Origin of the sequence: Hymenobacter sp. UYP22, assembly GCF_040547285.1 — a bacterium.
Taxonomy (GTDB): Bacteria; Bacteroidota; Bacteroidia; order Cytophagales; family Hymenobacteraceae; genus Hymenobacter.
Genome location: NZ_JBEPPK010000006.1, coordinates 212118 through 237172 on the forward strand (window position 1 = coordinate 212118; position 25055 = coordinate 237172).

The following is a 25055-nucleotide window of genomic DNA, read 5'->3' on the forward strand; positions in this document are numbered from 1 at the left end:
GCCTGCTCGATATATTTTCTATCAGGCCGGTAAGAGCAACCGATAGTGTCCAGGAGCCATGTTGCAGCTAATGGCCCTTTCCACCGCGAGAAGTCGGGAGATTCACGTCGGGCTTTTTTGCTCATATAAATATGAATTATTTCGCGGTGTCCTCCCCATTCGCCACATTCTGAGTAATGAGCATATAAGGTTAGGGTATCGAAGCCTAGGTTGCTAATGCGTAATTCCGAACTTACTGTATCCTTCGCTTGATGACTTGGCGGCGGAAGCAGCTTCGGCAACAGCACAAACGCCGCGCATGCCAGTACAAACAAAACGGGAACTATCTTCTGCAGCATATCGTGGGCTTGATTCTGCCCTAAGGTAAGCGGCGGTGGGTTTCGTTTTACCATCTCCTGCCGCAACCTGCTACCTTCGCTACCCGGCCCCGGGGCGGGGCGCAACTCTGCGGGACTATCCGGGGTTCTTAGATTCTAACCTGATTTCTGTCGGCTTTTGCTGTTATCTGCTTCTCCCTGGTTTATTGCGCTGTGCCTGCTGGCAGGGCTGGGCTACGCGGCTCTGCTGTACTCGGCCAAAGCTCCGTGGAGCCGAAGCGTGAACTACGCGCTGGCGGCCGTACGCTTCGCGGTGGTGAGCTTCCTGTGCTTCCTGCTGCTTTCCCCCTTCCTGAAATCCACCACCACCACCCGGCAGGAGCCCACGCTGGTGCTGGCGCTGGATAACTCCCAGTCGGTGGGCCTGTTTACGCCCCCGGCGGTGCTGCGCCAGGCCACGCAGGGCTTGCAGCAGCTGGCCCAGGAGCTGCGCGGGCAGGGCTTCAACGTGGAAACCCGCACGCTGAGTCCTACCCCACCGGCCCGTCCCGATTCGGTGCGGTTTCAGGTGGCGGCTACGGATGTGGATGGGCTGCTCAGCGGTATTGCTGAGGGCTATGAGGGCCGCAATCTGGCGGGCGTGGTGCTGCTTTCGGATGGGCTGGTCAACCAGGGCCGCGCCCCGCAGTTCGCCGACTACCCGTTCCCAATTTACGCCGTGGGCGTGGGCGACACCATCCCAAAGAAGGACCTGAGCCTGCCGGCACTTACCTACAACCGCGTGGCCTTCAGCGGCAACCAGTTCCCCATTGAGGCCGAAATCGGCTACGATGGGTACGCGGGCAGCACGGCCACGGTGCAGGTGCGCGAAAACGGCCGGGTGCTGCAAACCCGGCAGGTACGCCTCCCCGCCGGGCAGCGCCGCGTGAAAACCACCTTCCTACTCATGGCCCCGGCCCCCGGCAAGCGGCGCTACGAGGTAGTCGTTAGTCAGCTGCCCGGCGAGTTCACTCGCCTCAACAACCAGAAATTTGCCTACCTCGATGTGGTGAAGGGCAAGCTGCGGGTGCTGCTGGCCGGGGCCGCCCCCCACCCTGACCTCAAGGCCCTGCGCGCCGCCATTCAGCAGAACGACAACTTCGACCTGACTACCTACCTGCCCGGCATCACCCCCCTTAAAAACCAGGATTTCGACGTGGCCATTCTGCACCAGCTGCCGGCGCAAAGCGGCGTGGGCGCGGAGGTGCTGGCCCAGGTGAAAGCCCGCCGGGTACCGGCCCTATACGTGCTGGGCTCCCAAACCAACTTCGGGGCCTACAATGCCCTGGGCACCGGCCTCACCGTCACGCCCCGAGGCAGCCAGACCGACGACGTCACGCCCGTACCGAATGCCAGCTTCGCGCGGTTTTCCTTCGAGGAAGATGCCCTGCGGCGGTTTGCGGCTTATCCACCGGCGGCGGTACCCTTTGGGGATGTGCGCGTGGGCGGGGGTACCGAGGTGGCCCTGTGGCAACAGGTGGGCCGGGTGAAAACCCAGAAGCCGCTGCTGGTTTTCGGGGGCACGCCGGCCCAGCGCCAGGCCACCTTGCTCACGGAGGGCAGCTGGCAGTGGCGGCTGCAGGAAGCCGTGGAGCACGACGACCGGCCCGAGGCCTACGACCGGCTGGTGCTACGCACGTTGCAGCTACTCACCCAGAACGCCAACAAGAAGCGCCTCGACGTGTACCCCACCCAGGATGCCTTCGATACCCAGGATGACGTGACTTTTGGGGCGGAAACCTACAACGCCATTTTCGAGCGAATCTATAATCAGCAAATCACCCTTACCCTCACCGACGAGCAGCAGAAAAACCGCACCTTCACGTTTGCCAATACCGAAGACGGGGCCCCGCTGCACCTGGGGCCGCTGCCGGCCGGGCTGTACCGCTACACCGCCCGCGCCACGCTGGGCGGTCAGCCCCAGCAGGTCCGGGGCGAGGTGCTGGTGCAGGCCCAGCAGTTGGAAGCCACGCAATCCAAAGCCGACCACAACCTGCTGGCCCAGGTGGCCCGGCGCAGCGGGCAGCGGCTGTATTTTCCGCAGCAGCTGCAGCAGCTGGCCCAGGATATCCGCAAGGCCAACTACAAGCCGGTGCTGTACGAGCAGGAGGATTTGCAGGACCTGATTAACCTGAAATGGCTGTTTTTCCTGCTGCTGGGCCTGCTGACGGTGGAGTGGGCCACTCGCAAATATTCCGGCGGGGTGTAGCGGCCTGAGGGATATACTCGTTTGATTTCACTGACTATGCATATGAACCGCTTCTGCTTACTTCTGCTGCCGGCCGCGGCTCTGCTCGCCAGCTGCTCCAAAACCACTGAGGACAAGGCCAAGCTGGCTGTGCAGGATTTCGTGCGCACCCGCGCCTCCGAACCCAGTAACTACTTCGGCGAGAAATTCCGGTTCCGGCCCTACACCAAGCGGGATTCGCTGCTGTACCTGGCCGATATGGCCCGCATCAACAACCTGCCGGCTCCGCCCGCCCCTACGCCGGCCGATTCGGTACGCATTGGCACGCTGGTGTACCACAGCTACCGGGACCAGATGCGCAACGGCATCATGGTGCAGGACAGCGGGGAGTTTGTGGCCCGGCCCAACGGCACCGTGCGCAGCTTAGTAGCCGAAAGCCTCCGGCGCAAGCGGTTGGCCGGGAAGTAGCCGTACCTTTGCCGCCTACATTTGATGGTGAGCCGGAAGGCCCACACCCCGCATGCGCTACATTCTGCTCAACAAGCCCTACGAAGTCCTGACTCAGTTTACCGACGAAAACGGCCGGCAAACGCTCAAGGACTTCGTATCCGTACCCAATATCTACCCCGTCGGCCGCCTCGATTACGACTCCGAAGGCCTGGTGCTGCTCACCGATGATAAGCAGCTCCAGCACCGCCTCTCCGAGCCCCGCTTCAAGGTGCCAAAAACCTATTGGGTGCAGGTGGAAGGCGTGCCCACCGAGGAGGCCCTGGAAACCCTGCGGCGCGGCGTAGACCTGAAAACCGGCTTCACCACCCCCGCCGAGGCCGAACTGCTGCCCGAAGCCCCTGAGCTATGGGAGCGGAGCAAGCCGGTGCGGTTCCGGGCTGCTATTCCCACCAGCTGGGTACAAATCCGGATTTCGCAGGGCATGAACCGGCAGGTGCGCAAGATGACGGCCGCCGTGGGCTTCCCCACCCTGCGCTTGGTGCGCGTGCAGCTGGCCGACCTCAAAGTGGCCGACCTCCAACCCGGCCAGTGGCGCGAATTGACAGAAAAGGAAGTCCAAGCCCTTACCGAGGATATGGCCGCTCAGACGGCCGCCGCCGGCACCTTCCGCACGCCCAATAAAGGCTCCGAGTACTGGCCCGGCGGCATCCGGCCAGCCAGCGCCAAGCCGGCTCCCACGGGCGGCTTCAACCGCAGTGGCAACACCGCCAAACCCACCGCTGAAGGCGGCAAACGCGCAGCCGGCAGCCGGGGCGCGGGCCGGGTAGCAGGTTCGGCTTCTTTCACGCCCAAACCAACGGGTGGCAAAAGCAGCGGAAAACCATCGGCCACCAATGGCCCCGGCCGTAAGCCCGGTGCTAAGCCTACCGGGCGGGGTCCGGCGGCTCCGGGTGGGCGCCCCAGCAGCCCCGGCCGCAAGCCCGGCCCGACTGGTGGCAAACGCCCTGGGCGCGGCTAATGCGTAGCCAACAACTCTTACGCTACGGCCGCCGCACATTAGTGCTGGCGGCCGTGCTGTTTGCGGGCCTGAACGTGGTAGCCGCGTTCCACGCCTGGCGCTTCACGCACTTCACCACGGAGGCCGGAGCGCACACCAATAACCCCGAGCAGCTGACGCCGCTGCAAAAGCTGGGGGTGCTGCTTACTGGCATCAAAAACCCCAAGCCCGTCAACCAGCAGCGGCCCGATTTCCCGTACGCCACGCTGTACCTGCGCAGTCCCAATGGGCGCCTGGAATGCTGGTACGGCCCGGTAGCCCGCCCGCGCGGCACGGTGGCGCTATTCCACGGCTACACCAGCTCCAAAGGCAAGCTCCTGACCGAAGCCACCCATTTCCGCCGCCTCGGCTACAACGTGCTGCTCATCGATTTTGCGGGCAACGGCGGCTCCGAGGGCACCGTGTGCACCGTGGGCCACCACGAAGCCACCGACGTGGCTACGGTGGTGCGCTGGCTCCAACAGCGGCCCGGCCCGGTGTTCATCTACGCCAACTCCATGGGGGCTGTGGCCACACTGCGGGCCGAAGCCGAACTGGGCGTGCGACCCACCGCCAACGTACTGGAGTGTCCTTACGGCTCTATGCTCGAAACCGCCCAGAGCCGCTTCCGCTCCATGCACGTCCCGTCTTTCCCAATGGCCAACCTGCTGGTATTCTGGGGCGGGGTGGAAAATAATTTCTGGGCCTTTGACCTTGACGCCACCGCTTACGCCGCCCGCGTCACTACCCCTACCCTGCTACTCTGGGGCACCGCCGACGCGCGCGTGACCCGTCCGGAAACCGATGCCATTTTTGCGGCATTGCAGGGCCCCAAGCAGCGGCTGGATTTTGCCGGCTCCGGCCACGAGCCGTACTGGTGGAAGCATAAGGCGCTTTGGGAGCACACGGTGGCGGGGTTCATTGATAACTATGCTCGTTAATTCGCCTATGGACATACTACAACGAATTCAATGCTGGTACACAATCAACTGTGACGGTGATTGGGAGCATGACCATGGGGTTTCCATTGCTACTCTGGACAATCCGGGTTGGTATGTGATAATTGATTTACAGGATACTTGTCTTGAAAAAGCTGTGCTCCCTAATATTCCTGTAGAAGAACGTTCACCGACCAATTGGGTAACTTGGCATATTGAGGATTATAAATTTATGGCATCTGGTGGGCCTATGAATTTGTCTGAAATACTATCTTATTTCCTGGATACTCTTTTACCAGAACAGAAAGATGATACCCTTGAATACAAGGTTTACATTCCGCTCAAGGGTTACGAAGGTCTAATCTGGCGGCTAGCTCATGCTATGCTTGTCACGGAAAGTCAGCTTCGCATTATTGATTTCCCTAATCCAGAAAGTACAAGCTCCTACAGTGTAGGAGATGAGAGAGGATTCGAGCCGTTTAGCTTGCTGGAAGCTACGTCCTTGGAATCAGTAGTTGCTGTTGCGGGAATAGGTGATTTAATCGAAGTAACAATTGAGGAACACCAGTTCAGCACCGACCTAGTCTATACTAGTCATGTAAGATAACTAGAGAGTAGTACAATGTGCTCCTGCCCGCCTGTCAGGAAATCTCAACGGTAATTTTTCCGTAGAAGTCAGTCCGTCCGGAAAGAACGGCCCAGCTTTGCCCAAAATGACAATCTGTCACGAACAGAGGCCGTTTTTCGGGCTGGTACGCGTCTTGTAACTATCCCGGCGTGAGTGCTTCGGCGCTCTTTCTATCTGACACCTCAACACCCTAACGATACTCCTGAACATGGGAAAAATAATTGGTATTGACCTCGGCACCACCAACTCCTGCGTGGCCGTAATGGAAGGCAACGAGCCGGTGGTAATTCCGAACAGCGAAGGCCGCCGCACGACTCCGTCGATTGTTGCGTTCCTCGACAACGGTAAAGGTGAGCGTAAGGTAGGTGACCCGGCTAAGCGTCAGGCCATTACCAACCCGCATAACACCATCCAGAGCATCAAGCGTTTCATGGGCCGTAACTTCTCGGAAGTGAACGAAGAAGCCAAGAACGTAGCCTACGCCCTGGGTAGCGGCTCCAACAACACGGTCGGCGTGAAAATTGGCGACCGGCAGTACACGCCCCAGGAAATTTCGGCTATGGTGCTGCAGAAGATGAAGCAGACGGCCGAAGACTACCTCGGCCAGCCCGTAACCGAAGCCGTTATTACGGTTCCTGCCTACTTCAACGACGCCCAGCGTCAGGCTACCAAAGAAGCTGGCGCCATTGCCGGCCTCGATGTGAAGCGCATTATCAACGAGCCTACCGCCGCTGCTTTGGCCTACGGCCTCGACAAAGACCACTCGAACCACAAAGTAGCCGTGTATGACCTCGGCGGTGGTACGTTCGATATTTCGATTCTGGAGCTGGACAACGGCGTATTCGAAGTACTGAGCACCAACGGTGACACCCACCTCGGCGGCGACGACTTCGACCAGGTTATCATCAACTTCTTGGCCGAGACTTTCGCCAGCGAGAATGAAGGCCTCGACCTGCGCAAGGACGCCATGGCCCTGCAGCGCCTGAAAGAAGCCGCTGAGAAAGCCAAAGTGGAGCTGTCCTCGTCGACGGAAACTGAAATTAACCTGCCGTATGTGACGGCTACGGCTTCGGGCCCCAAGCACTTGGTGGTGAAGCTGAGCCGTGCTAAGTTCGAGCAGCTGGCCGATTCGCTGATCCGTCGCTCGATGGAGCCGGTGAAAAAAGCCTTGCAAGACGCTGGCCTGAGCACTTCGGACATCAACGACGTGATTCTGGTAGGTGGCTCGACCCGTATTCCGCGCATCCAGGAAGAGGTAGAGAAGTTCTTCGGCAAGAAGCCTTCCAAAGGTGTTAACCCCGACGAAGTAGTAGCCGTGGGCGCTGCCATCCAGGGCGGTGTACTGACCGGTGAGGTGAAGGACGTGCTGCTGCTCGACGTAACCCCCCTGAGCCTCGGCATCGAGACGATGGGCGGCGTTATGACCAAGCTTATCGAAGCCAACACCACCATCCCGACCAAGAAATCGGAAACCTTCTCGACGGCTTCGGACAACCAGCCCAGCGTGGAAATCCACGTATTGCAGGGTGAGCGTCCGATGGCTGCGCAGAACCGCACCATCGGTAAGTTCCATCTCGATTCGATTCCGCCCGCACCTCGCGGCGTGCCGCAGATTGAAGTAATCTTCGATATTGATGCCAACGGTATCCTGCACGTAACGGCCAAGGACAAAGGCACCGGCAAGGAGCAGAAAATCCGTATTGAAGCTTCCTCGGGCCTGTCGGATGCTGATATTGAGCGCATGCGCCAGGAGGCTGCTGCCAACGCCGAAGCCGATAAAGCTGAAGTGGAGCGCATCTCGAAGCTGAACGCCGCCGACTCGATGATCTTCCAGACCGAGAAGCAGCTGCAGGAGTACGGCGAAAAGCTGAGCGGCGGCAACAAAACGGCCGTAGAAACTGCCCTGGCTGACCTCAAGAAAGCCCACGAGAGCAAAGACCTCGGCCAGATTGATACGGCTATGGCCGCCATCAACGCTGCTTGGCAGGCTGCCTCGCAGGAAATGTACGCCCAGAGCGGCCCCGAGGGTCAGCCCGGCGCGGAGGGTGGCAACCCCTTCGGCGGTGCCGGCCAGCCCGGCGGCAACGGCCAGCAAGGTGCCGGCCACGACAACGTGACCGACGTGGACTACGAAGAAGTAGGCAAGTAAATCACAGATGGTGCTGATTTTGCGGATAACGCAGATGCAGTACAGCCACAAAAAGGCCCGTAGCAAGTTGCTGCGGGCCTTTTTGCATTAGGCTGCGTGAACAGTAACGCTTCTTACTACCAAGCGGAACGTCAGGCAGAGCCGGAGGCGGAGCATCTCGCATGCTGAAGTCGAAGTTACTAGCACAACCTCAGCACGCGAGATGCTTCGCCTCCGGCTCTGCATGACGTGGCGTTATGTAGGCTCCCTTACTGTCCAAACAGCCTAGATAAAGTTGCTGCTGGTTCCGACCTCGAGAGTTAATCTAGTTGCAGCAGCCACGCCCGGGCCATGGCTTCATCCTCAAACAGCCGATACACCAGCCCCGACTCGCGCGTTTCGTTCATAATCAGGGTCATGGACAAGCGCGCGAATACGTCGTGCGAGAGGACCACGGCCACGTGATACAGCGGGACACCATCAGGCCGGACGTCGAGCCAGTTTTCGGCAATCCAGACGTGTTCCTGCTCGGTGAAAGCCGTCATTTCACGCTGGTCGTTCAGGATTTTGTACCAGTTGCGGGAAACCAGTAAGTGGCGGGTGTGCGTGAGAAATGCCTGCAGTTCTTCGAAATTGCGCTTGCCCGGTTTGTACTGGACCACCGCACAATTAGTGGGGGCTTCCACTTCCAGCAGGCGGCCAACCGGGTTTTCAAAGTATAGGCGTGTACGGTGCGAGGAAAACGCCATAGAAGGAGCAAAAAAGTATGGGTCAGCTTCGGGAGCTGTGGGTGACAAAAAGGCTACGTAGTTACTAAGAAACCTTTGAATCCGACAGCTGAACAATGTTTTATCTAATTTCAACCGCCGGTCTATTGTAGCTTGCGACGCATTTGTGCGCCAGGCAACTCGGGGAGGCATAATCACGCAATGCATGGCGCATTTTCTGATAATTGGGGCGGGTATTGGTGGGCTGACTACGGCGCATGCCCTGTTGCAGCAAAGCCACACCGTGCAGGTGTTCGAGGCTGCCCCGCAAATACGGGAAGTGGGCGCTGGGCTGGTGCTGGGAGCCAATGCTATGCGTGCCCTGAATGAGTTGGGCTTGCATGCAGCGGTTCACGCCCACGGTACGCCGGTGAGGCTCCTCAACCTGCTCGACCAGCGCGGCCGCGTGCTGCAGCGCGCCGATACTACCCCGCTTACTCGGGCAGTTGGGTTTGATAACCTGGGAATTCACCGGGCCAGGCTGCAGCAGGTTTTGTTACAACACCTGCCGGCCAGCACAGTCCAAACCGGCACCTCTTTCGAACGGCTAACTACCGAGGGAACAACCGTAACAGCTCATTTTGCCGATGGCAGCACCGCCTCCGCCGATGCACTGATTGGGGCCGATGGTATTCACTCCCGAGTGCGCAAGCAGCTTTGGCCGAAATCGGAGCCGCGCTACGCTGGCTATACTTGCTGGCGGGCCATTGTGGATGCCCGGCAGTTGAACTTGCCCGCGGGCGAATCGGCGGAGGTGTGGGGAGATGCCGGGCGGCGGTTTGGCTACGTACCCGTGGGTAACGGACAGGTATATTGGTTTGCCTGCCTGAACAGCCCGCAGCCTCGCAACCCGCAGTTTCAGGCCTACTTACCCGCCGATTTGCAGCGCGAGTTTCAGGCGTTTGCGCAGCCGGTACCGCAGCTGCTGGCCCTCACGGAAGACCACCAGCTGCTCTGGAACGATATTCAGGATTTGCCTCCATTGGCCCACTTTGCGCAGGGCAGGGTACTGCTCCTGGGTGACGCAGCCCACGCCACCACGCCCAACATGGGCCAGGGCGCGGGCATGGCCGTAGAGGATGCCGCCGTACTGGCCCACTGCCTACGTGCTGCTCCCACGGATATAGCGGCGGCGTTCCGCGCGTTTGAGCAGCAGCGGCGCGCCCGAACCGCCCGTATCGTGCGCACCTCCTGGCAACTAGGCCGCGTTGGCCAACTCGAAAATCCAGTTCTAGCAAAGTTGCGCAATGCCCTGATGCAGCTATTGCCGGCCGCCGTCAGTCGCCGCCAGATGGCATGGCTGTACGAGGAGCTGTAGCAGTCTGGCGCGGCCGGCTATTCTGCGGGAATAGCACAGCGGGTGAGGCGGCCGTTGGCTTCCAGCAGCGCAAACTGGCGGCGGTTGTTGGTAGATAAGATGGCGACGATGGGCGTTTCGGTTTGGTAGGAATGAAATAGTTGCTCCTCATTATCGTCGTGAGTATACACAATAGCATGAACTGTCGAAGCCAAGGCCAGTCGACCAGCTCCGACCAGACTCATCTCATGAACATCACTGACGTCTGACATTTTACTCGAACTAGATTCGTCATTCCAATTTTCAAATACCGTTATTTCATCGCCTGCTCGTACGAACAGTTCAGTGGTAGGTCCGCATAGCAGTTGCTCTACGGGGTTGGGCAATACCTCCAGAACGACAATGGTTTCTTTTCCAACTCGGAATACGTTGTCATCCCAATAGCTGTAGTAACTGTCCTCACGGTGGAACACGGGAGCAACTTCGTAACGGTTCAAATCCAGTGATATTCCTTGTGATTCTTTGCACACCCACTCCTTGCCAGGTACCCCGTGAATGGAGAAATACTGTGCCTGAATTCCTTCCCCGTCCTGCCTCAGCACTACCAATTCTTCATTTGGAAGCAGACCGATACCGATAGGATCAGCTGGCAGCCGGGGACACACAACCAGCAAAGCCTCATCGAAATGCTTGCTTTTAGCCAAATACTGGGTTGCCAGTCCGTCGTGGCCGTGCAGCACCACGTTGGTGGAGTGGAAGGCATCTAGAAACATACGTGGGCGCACATCATCGGATAACTCATCGGGCCAGCTGAAGTACTCCACGTGGCCGTACCAGTTGCTGCGGGCCAGGTGCAGGCGGTTATCAAGCAGGCCCAGGGCCAGAAACTGGTTGCGGTGAGCCACCGCCTGGTACCAACTGATGCGGGCATCCAGCTGATGCTCCGACGCGGGCGGCGCGGTAGTTGGCGCGGCGACGGGGCGGGTACGGGCCGTGGTGAGGTAGCGACTGGCATCGGTGGCAAGCAGGCGGTCGGTGGGTTGAAAGTGGTGCAGCAGGGACAGGTGCTTGGGCTGGCCGGCCTGGGCTTCGGTGCTGATGATGTGGTAGGCCAGTTCGCGGGCCACTGGCTGCACCTCGGGCGCAGTTTGCTGCACGCTCACCAGCACCTGCAGAAACGCCCCGTGCTGCGCCGGCCGGGTGTGCTGCCGATATAGCATCCGAATTTCGGTGCTCAAATCCACCTCCGGGCGAGTGGCGGCTACGGCTAGGTAGTGCTGCAGGCAGGTTTCAGCCTGGCGATTCTGCAGCCAGCCGGTCAGCAGCGCGTCCTGAGCCCGGGTGGGGCTATCCAGCTTGCGGTGCAGCAGGCGGGCGGCTTCGGGGTGGTTGTGGGCCTCCAGGAAGGTGGCGGCGGCCCGCTCGTAGTGCACCGCTGCCGTTTCGGGCTGCTGGAGCTGCTGGTACAGGTCGCCGGCTTTTTCGTGGTGCAGCAGCTGAGCGCGCAGCTCGGCAGCTTCCAGCAGCAGTCCACCCCGTTCCAGGCACTCGGCGGCCCCTGGCAGGTTGCCCAGATGGTCACGGTAGAGGGCGGCGGCTTCGCGGTAATACTGGCCCTGCTCCAGGACTTTGGCGGCTTGGTGGTAGTCGGCCAGCAGGTGGGCATAGATGTAGGCGGCCTGCTCGTGGCGGCCGGCCTGGCGGGCCTGTTCGGCGGCCTGGCGGTACTGCTGACGCAGCTGCTGCTCGTAGTTGCCCACATCCCAACTGTCCACGCGGGTGCCACCGCCCAGTTGGCTCAGGTTGAAGCGGGTGCTGCGCGGGCCCAGGTAAGCGGACGGTGGGGCCACGCCCCGGTTGAGGTAGGGGCCGCCCAGCGGAATGGCGTACTGCAGGGCCAGCTCCATATCTTCCCCGAACATGCGCAGCAGCCGCTCCACTTCGTTCTGGCGTTTCTGCTCTAGACCGTCGAGGTTGTGCTGCAGCCAGTTCTGTAGCTGCTCCAGAGGGCCAGGGCCGGCCGGGCTGCCTGGGGCGCCTCCGCTACTACCGCTGCCGATACCACCAAACGCGCCAAGTGCTGCGCCCAACCCGGCGCCCAACCCGGCCCCCACCCCACCAAGGGCCCCAGCCAGACCTTTCGTGAGACTCAGCCCTACTTTCAGCGCACCCCGGCCCAGGCTGTCGAGCAGGCGTTGGGTGGGCGTAGTAGCCTCGTCGGGCTTCGGAATATTGGAGAGAGGCTGGCTGCCGATGGTGTCGCGCAGGTGGCTGAGCAGCTCGTTGGCGGGCGGCTGGGTTACGCGCACGGCCCGCAGCCGGGGCGGCGGCGGGGAGCCGGGCCGGGCCAGGTTCCAGGCCGTAGCGTGGGGCGTCGGCAAGGTCAACAAGGCCTCCAGGCTAATTTCATCTTCCCCACTGAACCCTACCAACCCAATGCTGGGGTGCAGCAGCTGCCGGGGCCAAAGCAGCGTGGCCGCCAGCTCCTCGGGCGTAGTGGCAGGCCACAGCTCGGCATTCACGGGCACCAACAGGCGGCCGGCCACTATGCCATAGGGCTCAAGGCAGTCGGCGGGCACCTCCCCGGCCCGGCGCACCACCAGCAACCCCGCCGGCTGCCGGCTCCGCACCGATTCGGGCACCACGTAGCAGACTACATCAGCGGGGGCTATCAGCCAGCGGCCCAGTTCCCGCAGCCAGGCCCCGGCATCGGCCCCCCGCAGAAACGCCGCGCACGCCGGCCGCAGGGGCCCGGCCGCCGGCCGAAGAGAGAGTTGCATAGCCATAGAAGGTGAAGTGGATTAGCAAGATGGGAAGACGCCAGATGTTGCGTCTCAGTGTAACTGAGGTTCTTTTGTAATGCGCGGAGCGGGTTATCTGCCAGGAAAGCTCAAAACAATGCGCTTCTACTTCGTTTTGATGAAAATCACCTTCATTCCTGGCGGCGAATATGCTCAATAAATGGCTGCAGGTATTGCGCATCAAACGCTTCCGGTGGAAGTAGCCGGGGAGCAACGGGGTCGGCGTAGGGTTCGGTGCCGGTGCGGTTGCTGAAGTAGGGCGCACCGCTCACGCTGCCATCGGCGGCCCAGGCGGCCAGGGGCTTGCCGAGGGCCAGCACCAGCGTCAGCTCGGGCACGGCGGGGTCGGCGCTGCGCAGGTGCAACAGCCCGCGCGAGTCGACCAGCGCCTCGCTCCCATCGGCCCACCGGAAGCGGCGCAGCGTTACCAGCGGGTTGTCGGGGTGGGGCTGAATATCCTCGTCGGTGCTGGTGGCATACCCGGTTTCCGCCGACTTCCAGTTGCTGACGCGCTGGTGCAGCACCAAGTGGCCGTCCGCAGTAATTTTCAGCAGATAGCCTTCAATAGCCAGCCCACCCTGCGCCGTAATCCCAAGCCGCGCGATGCGCTGGAGCGTGTTGTAGCCATTGTTGATGTGCTTTTTGATGGAGCCGCCCTGGTGGAAGTTGGGCTGCCCGTCGTTAACGGGCGGGGCGGCCGGAGTGCGCTCAGTAATAGTCCCCGTAAGGCAGTCCATCACTACAAAGCGGCCATTTACCCACAACGCCACCGTTTGGTCGCGCCAGGTGATGTAGGGCGTCATCGTGAGCCCGCGCACTTCCGCCGATAAATCCACCACTACCTGCCCGGCCGCCTGACCATGCACCGGCAGACGGTAAAACCACAGCCGCTGCTCACTGGGCCGACTCACCAGCAGGAAGAAGGCCGTGCGCCCATCCGACCCGAAGCGGTATTCTCCCACTTCCACGCCGGTGAGCAGCTCTACCGCCCCCCGGTCTTTACGGGGCCAGTACAGCGCCCGATGCGTATCGGTAATCACCAACGCCCCCAGGTTGGGCACCAGCACCGAGTTGGCAGGCCGGGGCCGCACGGCGGGAGCCGGCAGCCGCAGCGGAGCGGGCTGCAGCTCCATGAACGCCGGCCACCAGCCAGCCCCCGGCGTACGCGGCGGCCGCGGCTTGCCGGGCCGCATTGGCAGTGGGGCAAACAGCAGCTCCTCCAAATCAAAGCGGGTGGTGCTGAGCAGATGGCGGTGACCCTGGCGGAACTCGAACAGCTGCATCTCCCCACTGCGCGCTACTGTGAGCAGAAAGCGCGGCGGCGCGGCGGCCAATTCCCGTAGCAGCGCCGGCTCGTGCAACTGGTTGGCTTCGGTGACGAGCAGCAGATCAGCAGCCGGTGCAGCGGCTACGGCCGCGGCCAGCGCGGGCGCGCAGTGCAGGGCCACGTCCAGGCATTCCAGCGCCGCTACCACCCCGGCAGCCGTATTCAGCTCAACCGGCGCGGCAGCTTCCCCACCCAGCGTGTAGGCCGAAGCGGGGGCCGGGCGCTGCCCGGGCGGAGTATGCCGGGCCCAGGCCAGCGCGGCGGCCAGAGCAAACACCCGGGGCACCCCCCACATGGGCAGGGTACTATCGAGCAGGATGACGCGGGGCCGGGGCTCCGGGTGGGGTGGCTGTTCGCGGCGCAGGTACAGGGCCTCGTTGTTTACCAGCCGGGCCGTGAGCGTAAGGTCGTCGTGGGCCAGTTCGCTGAGCAGCAGCCGGTCGAAGCTGCCGCGGTTGGTGACGTCGGCCACCCCGCCCAATGGCTGGTCGCCGGGGCCGTGAGCGTGGCGCGGAATCCGCAGCGCCATGCTCAGCCGCCGGGCCAGCCGGGCCACGCCCGCCGTGCGCGCATCCTCGGCCAACTCATCCAGCAAATCCAGGGACTCCGCCGCCGGCTCCGGCACAGTGGCCGGCAGCTGGAGCGGAGCCGGCGGTTGGTTGAGGCCAGTGCGCAGGCGGAGTTCCAACTGAGCGGCCTCGGGAAAGCGGCGGGCGGCCTGGGCCAGGTACAGCAAATCGGCTTTGTAGCGGCCCAGGCTCAGGGGTACCTGCCGGGCGGCAATAGCCGCATCAAGCCGGCCGCTGGCCCACTCGCGCACGGCGGCCGGCATGGTAGCAGGCCACAAACCCGGCACTTCGGTACGAAACAGCTCCCGCAACAGATAGTGCTTGCGAGAACCAGTGCGCAGCTCGGCGGGTAGCTGACTCACCATCGTAAGCAGTTGCAGCACGTGGCGCAGGTGGTGCTGCATTTCACCCGCCTGGTCCTGATTTTCCGGGCTGGCGGTTAAGCTTTGCACCAAGCCACTCAATATACCCGGCCCACCTGACGACTCCCACCCGGGGTTGCAGGCGGCTACTACCAGCAGCACGCTGCCCAGCGTAGGCAGGTGCGCGGCGGCCAGCTCCTCCAGCACTTCCGCCAGCTCAGCGCGGTAGCCAATGGTAGCGCCATCCGCCCATTCCACCACCTCCTGCCGCTCGGCCCAGCGCCAGAAGTAGCCCTGGGGCGTGCTGAAATAGCGCACTGCCAGCTGCACAACATCAAGGGTTTCGGATTCAGCCATGCAGAGCAGCAGTTGTCAGGCGCACGGCGCTGCGGGTAGCAGGCACCAGGTTGGCTTCGGGTACCCGCTCCCAGCCGCCATCAGAGTTAAACAGCAGGTAGTCGGCATCCGGGCTGAGGCGACTGACCACCAGCGCGGTTACCAGTTCGCTTGCAAAGCCTAGGCCGGCGGGCAGCAGCAGGCGGCCGTGCTGCCACAGCTCCAGCCCCGGCACGGGCGGTAGCGGCGTGCCTAGCACCAGCACCCGCCGGGGGCCAGCCACCGCAAACTGTAGCGGCTGCAGCCGGATAGCGGGGGCAGTTTCGGCGTATTGCTGCCAGGCGGCCAGAGTGGTAAGGATAGCCGCCCCGGGCCGCGAATCAGGCAGGGACACCAACGCTGCCGGGGTGGGCGCGGGCAACTGGCCCGGCAGCGCAGCCACCGGCAGCGTAAGAGGCGCGAACGTGCGCACGGGCTGCCACGCCAGGTCGAGTGGCAGCTGGCTGGTGGGCGTGGCGCGGCCCACCGGAAACAGCTGACCGGCCGGGCCCAGGTGGTAGCGGGCCTCGGCGGGCAGCTGCTGCACCGGCAGCGGCGGAGCGGCGGGCAACCCGCGCAGCCATAGCCGCCCATCGGGGGCGAGGGCGCATCGCAGGCCAGGCTGGTCGCGCACAGTAGCCAGGGCGGCGTGGCGGGCAGCGGGCAGCACCAGAATCAGCTCGGGGCTCATGCCTGCAGCACTTTCTGCCAGAGGGCGTCCAGGGGTTGCTGCACGTAGGCCCGCTGCACCTCATTGCCGAGCCACTGGCAGCGGCCGTGCAGGTGGCGGAGCTGGTCTTTGAGCTGGGCGCGGTCGGCGAGGGTGGTGGCGGGGTCGTCCCAGCGGGCAGTTAGCTCGGTAGCTTCGCGGAACAGCGTGTCGGCATCAGGCAGGGCGGTACCGGCGGCCCGGGGGTGGCGGCGGGGCTCCTCGTCGGCGGCCACCACGGGCTCCACCATACCGGCAATTAGCTCCCGTTGCTCATCAGTGTCCCAGATGTAGCGCAGCACCCACATATCGGAGGGCGTAGCCACGGTGCGCTGGCACAGCAACGCACTAGCGGCCAGCAGCCGCTGCAGCTTCACGGCCCGGCGGTCCGACACGGGCACGCCGGCATTGCGCAGCTGGCCAATCAGCTCCACGTAAGCCGGGCGCACGGCCCGTAGGTCCACCAGCGGAATGGCCCGCTGCAGGTGCAGGATTTCCTCGGCCGTGATGGTAGGCGCTTCGGCGGTAGCCGCGGGCCGCTGCTCCAGGGCCCAGCCGGCTTCCAGCACGTCGCTGAGTTGGTCAGGGGCCACGTAGTCGCAGTGCACCCGCACCAGAAACCGGTCGAACAGGGCCTGCAAAGCTTCGTCCTCGGGTAAGTGGTTGCTGGCCCCCACCACCATCAGGGCGGGTAGGGCCCGGGTTTCGCGGCCCCGGCGGAATACCCGCTCGTTGAGCACCATCAGCAGACTATTGAGAATTGCGCTGTTGGCGTTCAGCAGCTCATCCAGAAAAATGAAATTAGCCTCGGGGAGCATGCCTTCGGTGTTGGTCACCAGGTCGCCCTCGCGCAGGCGGCGGATATCGAAGGGGCCAAACAACTCATTGGGCTCGGTGAAGCGGGTGAGCAGGTACTCGAAAGTGCGGCCGTGAATGAGCCGGGCCAACCCGCGCACCAGGGCGCTTTTGGCCGTACCGGGAGGCCCCAGCATAAATAGGTTCTCGCGGCCTACCAGACAAATGCACAGCAGGTCCACAATGTCTTCCTTACCTACAAAAGTACTTTTGAGGTGACGACTCACGTCGTTGAGCTTGTCAACCAGCCGCCATTCTTCAGTCAGCGTTGTATTCATCATATAAGGGAGAGCAGGATAGGCTCGGAAAGGGCGGCTGCTCAGTAACGCAAACTTTGTAGTTCGCGCCCCCGCGCCGTCTGGGTAGGTAATTATGTTGAAGCCTGTTTGTCGAGAGCCATTCGGGGGCGCGAACTACAAAGTTCGTGTTACTGATTCTACTGGCTCATTGAGTAAAGCATGAAATTCGGGCCAGAGGTCGGGGGCAAATTGGCCCAGCACTTCGCGCAGCAGCTCCCGGGCGGCGGGGTGGCGGGCCAGCGGCAGGTCGCGGATGGCCAGTAGCCGGTCGGCGTACAGTAGGCGCAGGCCAGGGTGGCCGAGCACGGGGGCGGGGTCGGGCAGGTCGGGCAGCTTCGCCCCTACCGCCGACAGCGGCCAGCGCACGAGCGTTGCCTGCAGATGGAGTACCAGGGCATCGGCCGGAGCCAGACCCTGGCAGAGCCGCAGCAAATCGGGCAGGTGGCGCAGCAGCAAATCGGCGGAATACTGGGCTTCCGGGGTGCCCAGGCCGGGAAACTCCTGGAGCCACACGCGCACGGCCGTATCATCCAATTCGCGCAGCACCGTTAGCTGCACAGCGCGGTAAAGGAAGCGCGCGGCCCAAAGGGCGGCCGCCGCCTCAAAGGCGGGCATGGGCGCCGGTTGATGCCGGATATCTTCCGCGTAGCAGCGCTGCAGCCAGGCCAGGGCCGCCAACTCGTTTTCCTCCTCAACCGGCATGGGCGCAGGGCTCACGGTGCAGGTGCCCGCCGTCCATATTTCCTCGATAAATTCTGCTAACGTCATCGTCACGAACCCAAAGCGGGCCACTAACACAGGATAAGGGGCGCGGTTTACGCCGGGCACTACCGCAAGTAGGACATAAGCGGCGGGTTTTCCGCCCGCGGTGCGTAGTTTTTTGGCCGGCGCCAGCTCCTTCCCAGCTCGCGGCCCACGGCCCGTACAAACCGATGCTGCCAAACCGCTTGCCTGGGTAACGGGCAAGCGGTTTGGCAGCATCGGGTTTAGAGCAGATTGAGCCGGTTTTTACGTAGTCAGCTCCTTTTTCTCGCCGGGGTTGGCTGCTTCGTCGGTTTCTTCTTCGTCTTCTTCCTCAAATCCTTCCTGGATTTTCTCAACGGCTTCCTCGTGGTCACCGGCATCAGCTTCCTCGCAGTTTTCCTCCTGCTCCTCCTTATCGTGAGGCTCGTAGCTAAGCTTGATGTAGATGGGAAAATGGTCGGAGCCCACGTAGGGCAGCCGCTCCATGTCATCTACCTTGAAGTGCGGCGACACAAATACGTGGTCAAGGGGCCAACGTAGCAGGGAATAATCGGCGTGGAAGGTGGGCAGCAGGCCCCGGCCCACGCGCGGATCCAGCAGGCCGCTGATGCGCCGAAACAGCTCCGACGTGTGCGACCAGGCCACGTCGTTCATATCCCCGAACACAATGGTAGGCTCGTCTTTTTGGTCGATGGCCTTACCCACCAGCAGCAACTCAGCGTCGCGTTTGGTACTGGTTTTAGACTCGGCCGGCGCTGGGGGCTTGGGGTGCAGGCCGTACACCTGCACCCAGGTGCGGCCATCGGCTAGCTGCACGCGGGTGTGCAGGCTGGGCACATCATCATCCAGCAGGTACTTAATCTCGCAGTTTTCCAGCTTCAGGCGCGAGAAAAACAACAGGCCATAGGTGTTGTCCAGGGGTTCGTGGCAGGTGTAGGGGTGGGTTTCCTCTAGCGGCTTGAGCTGCTGATACCACCACTCATCGGTTTCCACGGCCATAATAATATCGGGGTCAACTTTCTGCAGCACCTGCAGGGCCCGTTTGCCCTGCTTATTGAACTGCAGCACGTTCATCATAGCCAGGCTCAAATGACGCTTTCCATCCTTGAGCGTGCTGTCGCCCACTTGCTTTTTCACCAGCGGAGTGTAGGGCACAATCCGGAAGCCCTGGTACACCACGGCGGCTGCCAGGGTCAGCAGCAGCCCCAGGCCGTAGTAACCGGGCAACTCGGCCCAGCCCAGCGCCAGCCCACCCAGAATTACAACCAGCAATACACCCACAATCTGCAAGCGCGGAAAATCAAACACCCGAATCCACCACGCCGTTTGGCGTAGCAGGGGCAGCAAAGTAGCCACCAGCGCCGCCAGGGCCAATATAGCCGTTAGGCCATGCAACAGGGTCAGCCAGAGAGGAAGAGAGTCGAAGTCGGGCAAGGGACAGAAAAGGACGGAGGGAGAGAGAAGAAAACAGAGCAGGGACGAGCAAATGGGCCGCTAATCGTCGTTGAGGCCGCCTTTACGCAACTCTTCAATGGTGCGCATTACTTTGTCTTTAAGCGAAGTACGGTATTTTTCCAGCGCATCCTGCAGGCGGGCGTTGCTGAGGGCCAGCATTTGGGTAGCCAGCACGGCGGCGTTGGCGGCCCCGTCCAGCGCCACGGTGGCCACCGGTACTCCCGCCGGCATCTGCAGCATCGACAGGATAGAATCGAGTCCGTGGATGGAGGTGGCCGAGTTGATGGGCACCCCAATAACGGGCAGTGTAGTGAAGGAGGCCACCATGCCGGGCAAATGGGCGGCCCCGCCCCCACCGGCAATTAGCACGCGCAGGCCCCGCTTGCGGGCCGTTTCGGCGTACTCTACCAGGCGGTGGGGCGTGCGGTGGGCCGATACCAGCGTGAGCTCAAAGGGCACCCCGAATTGCCGCAGTAGCTCGGCGGCGGCGGTCATAATTTTCAGGTCCGACTGGGAGCCCATGAGTATGCCTACGAGGGGAGTGTCGGAGGGTACGGAATCAGAATTGGGCGTGGGAACGGCGGTGGTCATACTACTTAGGAGAGAAATATTGGAGCGGCCCCCAACCTGGACTGGCTTCTACGCGCGGCTGCCACCCTGGTTGGGACCTTAAACATAGCATTTTCCCTGTTTGCTGATTCTCAAAGGCTCGTACCTTTACCCGCTGCCTACTGCCCCGCCGATGGAAATTCTGCTTGCCACTTTCACCACCTTGTTTTCCGTGGTCAACCCCTTCGGGGCCATGCCGGTATTTCTGACGCTTACGGAGGAAGACACGCCCGCTGAGCGCGCCAACATCGGCCTGAAAGCCTGCCTCTACATGGTGGGCGTACTCACGGTTTCGTTTTTCGCGGGGCAGTACGTGCTCAATTTCTTCGGCATCAACATTCACCACCTGCGTATTGCGGGCGGCATCCTGCTCATGCGCTCCGCCTTCGATTTGCTGACGCCGGGCGGCAACCGAGCCAAGGTATCGGAAGCGACCCTGGAGGAAAGTATGCACAAGGACGATATCAGCTTCACGCCCCTGGCCATGCCCATGCTTTCGGGCCCCGGCTCCATGGCCGTATGCATCGGTCTGTTCACCAAAAAGCTGAGCATCCCGGATATGGGCCTGATTGTTCTGGGCTTTGTGCTGGTAGCCCTGGCGGCCTACATCATCCTGATGTCGTCCCTGCGCCTGACGCGGTTTCTGGGCCGGCCCGGCATGGCGGCCCTGGCCCGCATCATGGGCTTTCTGACGCTGGCTATTGGGGTGAATTTCCTGGCTACGGCCATTGTGGCGCTGTTTCCGGGGCTGAGTAGGTAGGTTAAATGGGCGTACTACTATTCGGTTTTTTTGCCCTGCTTATTCTGTCCATACCCTTCGGTATTTGTTGGAATATTTATTGGCACTTTCGTAAGAAAGGCAAACGCAAAGCAGCGAGAATCTTCGCAGGCCTACTAGGTTGCGGCTTATTAGTAGTAAGCTACTTTGTGTACACAGCCTTTTATCCAACGGATGAGTTCTACGAAAAGGAATTCCAGCACATAGCTGGGCTACCTTTCCCTAAATCCGGCGAAATTCTAACCAAAGATGCCAGTTACCCAGACCAGCACGGCGACTACAGTGCCTGTGCCTTGGTTGAAGTATCGCCCCAAGAATATCAAGCTATTCTTCAGCGCATCGCACAAGATTCTTCCTTCGCTGCCACTTCCTTAGCAACTGACATTCCTGTTAGGAGTGATTCATTCATCAAAGTTGCTGGGAATGTCACCACTGAGTCCTACGCAAAGAGGTATTCAAAAGGCAGTTCTGTGCAACATGCCTATCAGTTCATTGGCTTTTTGGCTGATAGGAAGACAATTATTATTTACCGCTACAGCAGTTGAAGCTTATTTTTCATCTGGCTTAGATAGTTCTGCAATCCTGAGCAGTAGGCGTATCTTTGCGCTTCCTATGCTGAAGAACGACCTTATCCTCCGGGCCGCCCGTGGCGAAGACACTGAGCGCACCCCCGTGTGGCTCATGCGCCAGGCCGGCCGCATTTTGCCCGAATACCGCGCCCTGCGCGCCCGCCTCAGCGGCTTCAAAGAGTTGGTGGAAACCCCCGACCTCGCCGCCGAAGTAACCATCCAGCCCATCGACGCGCTGGACGTGGATGCCGCCATCATCTTCTCCGATATTCTGGTGGTGCCCGAGGCCATGGGCCTCACCTACGAAATGGTGGAAGCCCGCGGCCCCCTGTTCCCGGAAACCATCAAAACGGCCCACGACGTGGAGCGCATGCGCATCGCCGACCCCGAGGAACACCTAGGCTACGTGCTGGAAGCCATTCGGGTAACTAAGCGCGCCCTCAACGGCCGGGTGCCGCTCATCGGCTTCGCCGGTGCCCCCTGGACGATTCTGGCCTACATGGTGGAGGGCCACGGCTCCAAAACCTTCAGCAAGGCCCGCCGCATGCTCTATGCCGAGCCCGAGCTGGCCCACGCCCTGCTGCGTAAAATCACCGCTACCACCATTGCCTACCTCAAAGCGCAGGTAGAAGCCGGGGCCAACATCATTCAGGTGTTTGACTCCTGGGCTGGAATTCTGCCGCCCGCGCACTATCAGGAGTTTAGCACCCGCTACATTGCCGAAATCTGCGCGGCCATGCCGGCCGATATTCCGGTGACGGTGTTTGCCAAAGGCGCTTTCTGGGCCGTGGAGGAATTCGCTCAGCTGCCCTGCCGCACCATCGGCCTCGACTGGAACCAGGACCCGCGCGCCGTGCGCCCTCTGGTAAGCGACAAAACCCTGCAAGGCAACCTCGACCCCTGCGCCCTCTACGGCTCCCCCGAGCAAGTACGCGCCGCCACCATTGCCATGCTCGACCGGTTCGGCCCCCAGCGCCACATTGCCAACCTCGGCCACGGCGTCTACCCCGACACCAACCCCGACAACGTGAAGGTGTTCATCAACACAGTGAAAGAGTATAGCGCTACGCTTAGAGCTTAGAGCTGAATGTATGAGAAAGGCCCCGACGTGGTTACGGCGGGGCCTTTTTTCGTTAGAGGCCAGGCACTAAGTCCTTCTATCGTTTTCTGAATGGCGTAGCAGTAGCGCGAACTTTGTAGTTCGCGTTTTTGCGCCGGTAAGCCCGTCCGAATGGCGCGGGGGCGCGAACTACAAAGTTCGCGCTACTGCCGAAGGGCCAAGGTATTAGGCATCAAGCTCTAGTCCAACCCGCTCAGCTTCTTTTAGCAGCAGCGTTTTTTCGATGGGCACCACGCCTACCTGCTCGCAGACCAGGCCGCCGCCGAGGTTGGCCAGCGCGGCCGTGGCTGGGGCGGACAGGCGCAGCGCTACGCACAAGGCCGCAATGCTAATAACGGTGTCACCAGCACCCGATACATCGGAAATAGTGCGCAGGTGGGCGGGAATGTAGGTACGGGTAAGCTGGCCATTTTCCACGAACACGCCCCGCTCGGAGAGAGTTACCAGCACTGATTCAGGCTGCAGCACTTCGCGCAGGCGAGTAACAGCAGCTTCAAATTGGGGTCGGGCGGCATCCGTTTCGTCGAACTCCAGCTTCAGGCCTTCGCGCAGTTCTTTCAGATTAGGCTTGAACAGGGTGCAGCCCCGGTACGCCAAGAAGTTCTTTTTCTTGGGGTCCACCACGGTGGGTACGCCGTGCTGCCCGGCCAGCTGAATGAAGTGCTGAATGCTAATTTCCTGCAGTACACCTTTGTCGTAATCCTCAAAAATCACCACGTCGGCGCGGCTGAGCAGCTGCTCGAAGCGGGCAGTGAGCTGGGCGTTTTCCTCGGCGTTGAGGTTGGTTTCCACTTCCGAATCGATGCGGAGCAGCTGCTGCCCGTGGGCCAGAATGCGCTGCTTTACGGTAGTGGGGCGGTGGCCGGAGCGCACCATGCCTTCGGCCGATAGCCCGGTGGTGTGCAGTAGTTCCAGCAGCTGGTCGCCGCCCTGGTCCTCCCCTATCACGGCGCACAGCAGGGGCGTGGCGCCCAGGGCCTGCACGTTCAGGGCTACGTTGGCTGCCCCGCCCAGGCGGTTTTCGGTGCGGCTCACGTTTACTACCGGCACCGGGGCCTCCGGCGAGAGGCGGGCGGCTTTGCCCCACACGTAGGCGTCCATCATCACATCACCCACAATGAGCACGGTGAGGCGGTTGAAAGCGGCGAATAACTCGGACAGCGAAGCGGGAACGGCAGCGGGCATTACGGCGTGTGCAAGGTAAGAGGCCGCAAAGGTAACCTACCGGAAGAAATAAGGCCCATTTGATCGGACATGCCACAAAAACGTCATTCCGAGCGGAGCGAGGAATCTCGCGTGCTGACGTCAGAGTTAGTCTGCATCATCAGCACGCGAGATTCCTCGCTCCGCTCGGAATGACGTTCTTTTAGGGGGTCTATTGCAGTTTCGCCAAGCTGTTTTTGATGCGAATAAAGGCTTCGCGCAGCTTTTCATCGGCGGCGGCGGTACTGAAGCGCATGCAGTTGGGAGCCCCGAATGCGCCGCCATCCACGGCCGCTACGTGGGCATCGTTGAGCATGTACAGGGCCAGGTCGGCGGCGCTGCTGATGGTTTCGCCGGTGGGCGTGGTTTTGCCGAAGTAGCCGCTTACATCGGGGAAGATGTAGAAGGCCCCGCTGGGCGTGGGCGTGCGGAAACCGGGAATGTCCTTCACCAGCTCCAGCACCAGGTCGCGGCGGCGGCGGTAGGCTTCCACCATTTCATCGGCCGAGCTGCGCCCGCCCTGCAACGCGGCCAAAGCGGCGCGCTGGGTGATGGAGCAGGTAGCGGAGGTAATCTGGCTCTGGAGCTTCTCGCAGGCGGCGGCAATTTCCTTGCGGGCCGCCAGGTAGCCGATGCGCCAGCCCGTCATGGCGTAGCCCTTGGAGAAGCCGTTGACGGTAATTACCCGGTCCTTCACGGCCTCAAACTGGGCCAGACTGGCGTGCTCCCCAGTGAAGTTGATGTACTCGTAAATCTCATCGGCCAGCACGTACACCTGGGGGTGGCGGGCCACTACCTCGGCAAAGGCCGCCAGCTCCTCGCGGCTGAACACCGAGCCAGTGGGGTTGCAGGGCGAGGAGTACATGATGAGCTTGGTGCGGGGCGTAATGGCCGCTTCCAGCTCCTCGGCCGTTACTTTGAAATCGTTTTCCAGGCTTCCCATCAGCTGCACGGTGGTGCCTTCGGCCAGCTTCACCATCTCCTCGTAGCTCACCCAATACGGGGCCAGCACCAGCACTTCGTCGCCGGGGTTGATGAGGGCCAGCACAGCGTTGGCCAGGGCCTGCTTGGCCCCCGTGCTCACCACAATGTTTTCGGGCTTGTAGCTGAGCTGGTTGTCGCGCTGCAGCTTGTCGCAAATGGCCTGGCGCAGCTCGGGGTAGCCGGGCACGGGCGTGTAAAAAATGTAGCCTTCATCCAGGGCCTGCTTGGCGGCATCCTTGATGTACTGCGGCGTCTGAAAATCCGGCTCCCCAAAGCTCAGGCTGATTACGTCCACGCCCTCGGCGGCCAGCGCCCGGGCCTTCTTGGCCATGGCAATGGTCTGCGACTCCTGCATGGCGTTGATGCGGTCAGATAGAACGAGGGGCGCGAAAGTAGTAGCGTCAGCCGACATGAACTTGGGGAATAAAGGGAGAAATGGGTGGGCCGTAAAGGTAAGCGGAAGGTACGGAGGTTTTGTCGGGGTGTAAGGGTCTGGGGGTAGGGGGTT

20 protein-coding genes are annotated in these 25055 nt (G+C 61.6%); 10 read left to right on the forward strand and 10 right to left on the reverse strand.

Annotated elements, in window-relative coordinates:
* Positions 1-495: 495 nt before the first annotated feature.
* The 6 genes from ABIB60_RS12650 to dnaK all read left to right on the forward strand — a co-directional run bounded on the left by ABIB60_RS12650 (position 496) and on the right by dnaK (position 7745).
* Positions 496-2565 carry a vWA domain-containing protein gene (locus ABIB60_RS12650; protein WP_354580315.1) on the forward strand — a complete coding sequence of 690 codons (2070 nt, stop codon included), beginning with the start codon at positions 496-498 and terminating at the stop codon, positions 2563-2565.
* A 42-nt stretch (positions 2566-2607) separates the two neighbouring features.
* A complete protein-coding gene (locus ABIB60_RS12655) occupies positions 2608-3012 on the forward strand; it encodes a hypothetical protein (RefSeq protein ID WP_354580316.1) in 405 nt (134 codons plus the stop codon).
* A 52-nt stretch (positions 3013-3064) separates the two neighbouring features.
* Positions 3065-4012: a pseudouridine synthase gene (locus tag ABIB60_RS12660; RefSeq protein ID WP_354580318.1), complete on the forward strand. Its 948-nt coding sequence runs from the start codon at positions 3065-3067 to the stop codon at positions 4010-4012.
* Complete coding sequence (locus ABIB60_RS12665; protein ID WP_354580320.1) at positions 4012-4971, forward strand: alpha/beta hydrolase; 960 nt, start codon at positions 4012-4014, stop codon at positions 4969-4971. Before ABIB60_RS12660 ends, ABIB60_RS12665 begins: the two co-directional genes overlap by 1 nt.
* A gap of 7 nt (positions 4972-4978) precedes the next feature.
* Positions 4979-5575 carry an immunity 53 family protein gene (locus tag ABIB60_RS12670; protein ID WP_354580322.1) on the forward strand — a complete coding sequence of 199 codons (597 nt, stop codon included), beginning with the start codon at positions 4979-4981 and terminating at the stop codon, positions 5573-5575.
* A gap of 229 nt (positions 5576-5804) precedes the next feature.
* Entirely contained in the window at positions 5805-7745 is a 1941-nt protein-coding gene (gene dnaK, locus ABIB60_RS12675) for a molecular chaperone DnaK (RefSeq protein WP_354580324.1), read from the forward strand.
* A gap of 299 nt (positions 7746-8044) precedes the next feature.
* Here dnaK and ABIB60_RS12680 read toward each other — a convergent pair whose 3' ends face one another.
* Positions 8045-8473, reverse strand: coding sequence for a hypothetical protein (locus ABIB60_RS12680; protein WP_354580326.1), 429 nt, complete (start codon positions 8471-8473; stop codon positions 8045-8047).
* 184 nt (positions 8474-8657) lie between these two features.
* Here ABIB60_RS12680 and ABIB60_RS12685 point away from each other — a divergent pair, with 184 nt between their 5' ends.
* Positions 8658-9809 carry an FAD-dependent monooxygenase gene (locus ABIB60_RS12685; RefSeq protein WP_354580328.1) on the forward strand — a complete coding sequence of 384 codons (1152 nt, stop codon included), beginning with the start codon at positions 8658-8660 and terminating at the stop codon, positions 9807-9809.
* Positions 9810-9826: 17 nt separating this feature from the next.
* Here ABIB60_RS12685 and ABIB60_RS12690 read toward each other — a convergent pair whose 3' ends face one another.
* The 7 genes from ABIB60_RS12690 to purE form a co-directional block, all read right to left on the reverse strand.
* Positions 9827-12568 (reverse strand): bpX3 domain-containing protein, encoded by a 2742-nt coding sequence (locus tag ABIB60_RS12690; RefSeq protein ID WP_354580329.1) that lies wholly within the window; start codon positions 12566-12568, stop codon positions 9827-9829.
* A gap of 152 nt (positions 12569-12720) precedes the next feature.
* Complete coding sequence (locus tag ABIB60_RS12695) at positions 12721-15204, reverse strand: hypothetical protein (protein ID WP_354580331.1); 2484 nt, start codon at positions 15202-15204, stop codon at positions 12721-12723.
* Positions 15197-15913: a hypothetical protein gene (locus ABIB60_RS12700; RefSeq protein WP_354580332.1), complete on the reverse strand. Its 717-nt coding sequence runs from the start codon at positions 15911-15913 to the stop codon at positions 15197-15199. The genes ABIB60_RS12695 and ABIB60_RS12700 overlap by 8 nt, the downstream gene beginning before the upstream one ends.
* The gene (locus ABIB60_RS12705) at positions 15910-17067 is read right to left on the reverse strand and encodes an AAA family ATPase (RefSeq protein WP_354580334.1); all 1158 of its coding nucleotides are present in this window, start codon (positions 17065-17067) and stop codon (positions 15910-15912) included. The genes ABIB60_RS12700 and ABIB60_RS12705 overlap by 4 nt, the downstream gene beginning before the upstream one ends.
* Before the next feature lie 132 nt (positions 17068-17199).
* Positions 17200-17877: a conflict system bpX4 domain-containing protein gene (locus ABIB60_RS12710; RefSeq protein ID WP_354580336.1), complete on the reverse strand. Its 678-nt coding sequence runs from the start codon at positions 17875-17877 to the stop codon at positions 17200-17202.
* Between the two features lie 216 nt (positions 17878-18093).
* Complete coding sequence (locus ABIB60_RS12715) at positions 18094-19263, reverse strand: endonuclease/exonuclease/phosphatase family protein (protein WP_354580338.1); 1170 nt, start codon at positions 19261-19263, stop codon at positions 18094-18096.
* Between the two features lie 60 nt (positions 19264-19323).
* Positions 19324-19875: a 5-(carboxyamino)imidazole ribonucleotide mutase gene (gene purE, locus ABIB60_RS12720; RefSeq protein ID WP_354580339.1), complete on the reverse strand. Its 552-nt coding sequence runs from the start codon at positions 19873-19875 to the stop codon at positions 19324-19326.
* Positions 19876-20026: 151 nt separating this feature from the next.
* Between purE and ABIB60_RS12725 the strand changes: the two genes are divergently transcribed.
* The 3 genes from ABIB60_RS12725 (at position 20027) to hemE (ending at position 22321) form a co-directional block, all read left to right on the forward strand.
* Complete coding sequence (locus tag ABIB60_RS12725) at positions 20027-20653, forward strand: MarC family protein (protein WP_354580341.1); 627 nt, start codon at positions 20027-20029, stop codon at positions 20651-20653.
* A 5-nt stretch (positions 20654-20658) separates the two neighbouring features.
* Complete coding sequence (locus ABIB60_RS12730; protein WP_354580343.1) at positions 20659-21216, forward strand: hypothetical protein; 558 nt, start codon at positions 20659-20661, stop codon at positions 21214-21216.
* 67 nt (positions 21217-21283) lie between these two features.
* Entirely contained in the window at positions 21284-22321 is a 1038-nt protein-coding gene (hemE, locus tag ABIB60_RS12735; RefSeq protein ID WP_354580345.1) for a uroporphyrinogen decarboxylase, read from the forward strand.
* Between the two features lie 204 nt (positions 22322-22525).
* Here the strand turns inward: hemE and ABIB60_RS12740 are convergent, their stop codons facing one another.
* On the reverse strand, positions 22526-23545 hold the full coding sequence (locus ABIB60_RS12740; protein ID WP_354580346.1) for a bifunctional heptose 7-phosphate kinase/heptose 1-phosphate adenyltransferase: 1020 nt from the start codon (positions 23543-23545) through the stop codon (positions 22526-22528).
* Positions 23546-23735: 190 nt separating this feature from the next.
* Positions 23736-24959, reverse strand: a complete 1224-nt coding sequence (locus tag ABIB60_RS12745; RefSeq protein ID WP_354580348.1) for a pyridoxal phosphate-dependent aminotransferase — start codon at positions 24957-24959, stop codon at positions 23736-23738.
* Positions 24960-25055: the final 96 nt, after the last annotated feature.

What these genes read in the sequence shown, in the direction of transcription:
- ABIB60_RS12685 (WP_354580328.1), top strand. Translation starts at nt 8,658, where the DNA reads ATGGCGCATTTTCTGATAATTGGGGCGGGTATTGGTGGGCTGACTACG.
- ABIB60_RS12690 (WP_354580329.1), bottom strand. Translation starts at nt 12,568, where the DNA reads ATGCAACTCTCTCTTCGGCCGGCGGCCGGGCCCCTGCGGCCGGCGTGC.
- ABIB60_RS12695 (WP_354580331.1), bottom strand. Translation starts at nt 15,204, where the DNA reads ATGGCTGAATCCGAAACCCTTGATGTTGTGCAGCTGGCAGTGCGCTAT.
- ABIB60_RS12670 (WP_354580322.1), top strand. Translation starts at nt 4,979, where the DNA reads ATGGACATACTACAACGAATTCAATGCTGGTACACAATCAACTGTGAC.
- ABIB60_RS12730 (WP_354580343.1), top strand. Translation starts at nt 20,659, where the DNA reads ATGGGCGTACTACTATTCGGTTTTTTTGCCCTGCTTATTCTGTCCATA.
- ABIB60_RS12725 (WP_354580341.1), top strand. Translation starts at nt 20,027, where the DNA reads ATGGAAATTCTGCTTGCCACTTTCACCACCTTGTTTTCCGTGGTCAAC.
- ABIB60_RS12680 (WP_354580326.1), bottom strand. Translation starts at nt 8,473, where the DNA reads ATGGCGTTTTCCTCGCACCGTACACGCCTATACTTTGAAAACCCGGTT.
- ABIB60_RS12740 (WP_354580346.1), bottom strand. Translation starts at nt 23,545, where the DNA reads ATGCCCGCTGCCGTTCCCGCTTCGCTGTCCGAGTTATTCGCCGCTTTC.
- ABIB60_RS12700 (WP_354580332.1), bottom strand. Translation starts at nt 15,913, where the DNA reads ATGAGCCCCGAGCTGATTCTGGTGCTGCCCGCTGCCCGCCACGCCGCC.
- ABIB60_RS12665 (WP_354580320.1), top strand. Translation starts at nt 4,012, where the DNA reads ATGCGTAGCCAACAACTCTTACGCTACGGCCGCCGCACATTAGTGCTG.
- hemE (WP_354580345.1), top strand. Translation starts at nt 21,284, where the DNA reads ATGCTGAAGAACGACCTTATCCTCCGGGCCGCCCGTGGCGAAGACACT.
- ABIB60_RS12660 (WP_354580318.1), top strand. Translation starts at nt 3,065, where the DNA reads ATGCGCTACATTCTGCTCAACAAGCCCTACGAAGTCCTGACTCAGTTT.
- ABIB60_RS12745 (WP_354580348.1), bottom strand. Translation starts at nt 24,959, where the DNA reads ATGTCGGCTGACGCTACTACTTTCGCGCCCCTCGTTCTATCTGACCGC.
- dnaK (WP_354580324.1), top strand. Translation starts at nt 5,805, where the DNA reads ATGGGAAAAATAATTGGTATTGACCTCGGCACCACCAACTCCTGCGTG.
- purE (WP_354580339.1), bottom strand. Translation starts at nt 19,875, where the DNA reads ATGACCACCGCCGTTCCCACGCCCAATTCTGATTCCGTACCCTCCGAC.
- ABIB60_RS12655 (WP_354580316.1), top strand. Translation starts at nt 2,608, where the DNA reads ATGAACCGCTTCTGCTTACTTCTGCTGCCGGCCGCGGCTCTGCTCGCC.
- ABIB60_RS12705 (WP_354580334.1), bottom strand. Translation starts at nt 17,067, where the DNA reads ATGATGAATACAACGCTGACTGAAGAATGGCGGCTGGTTGACAAGCTC.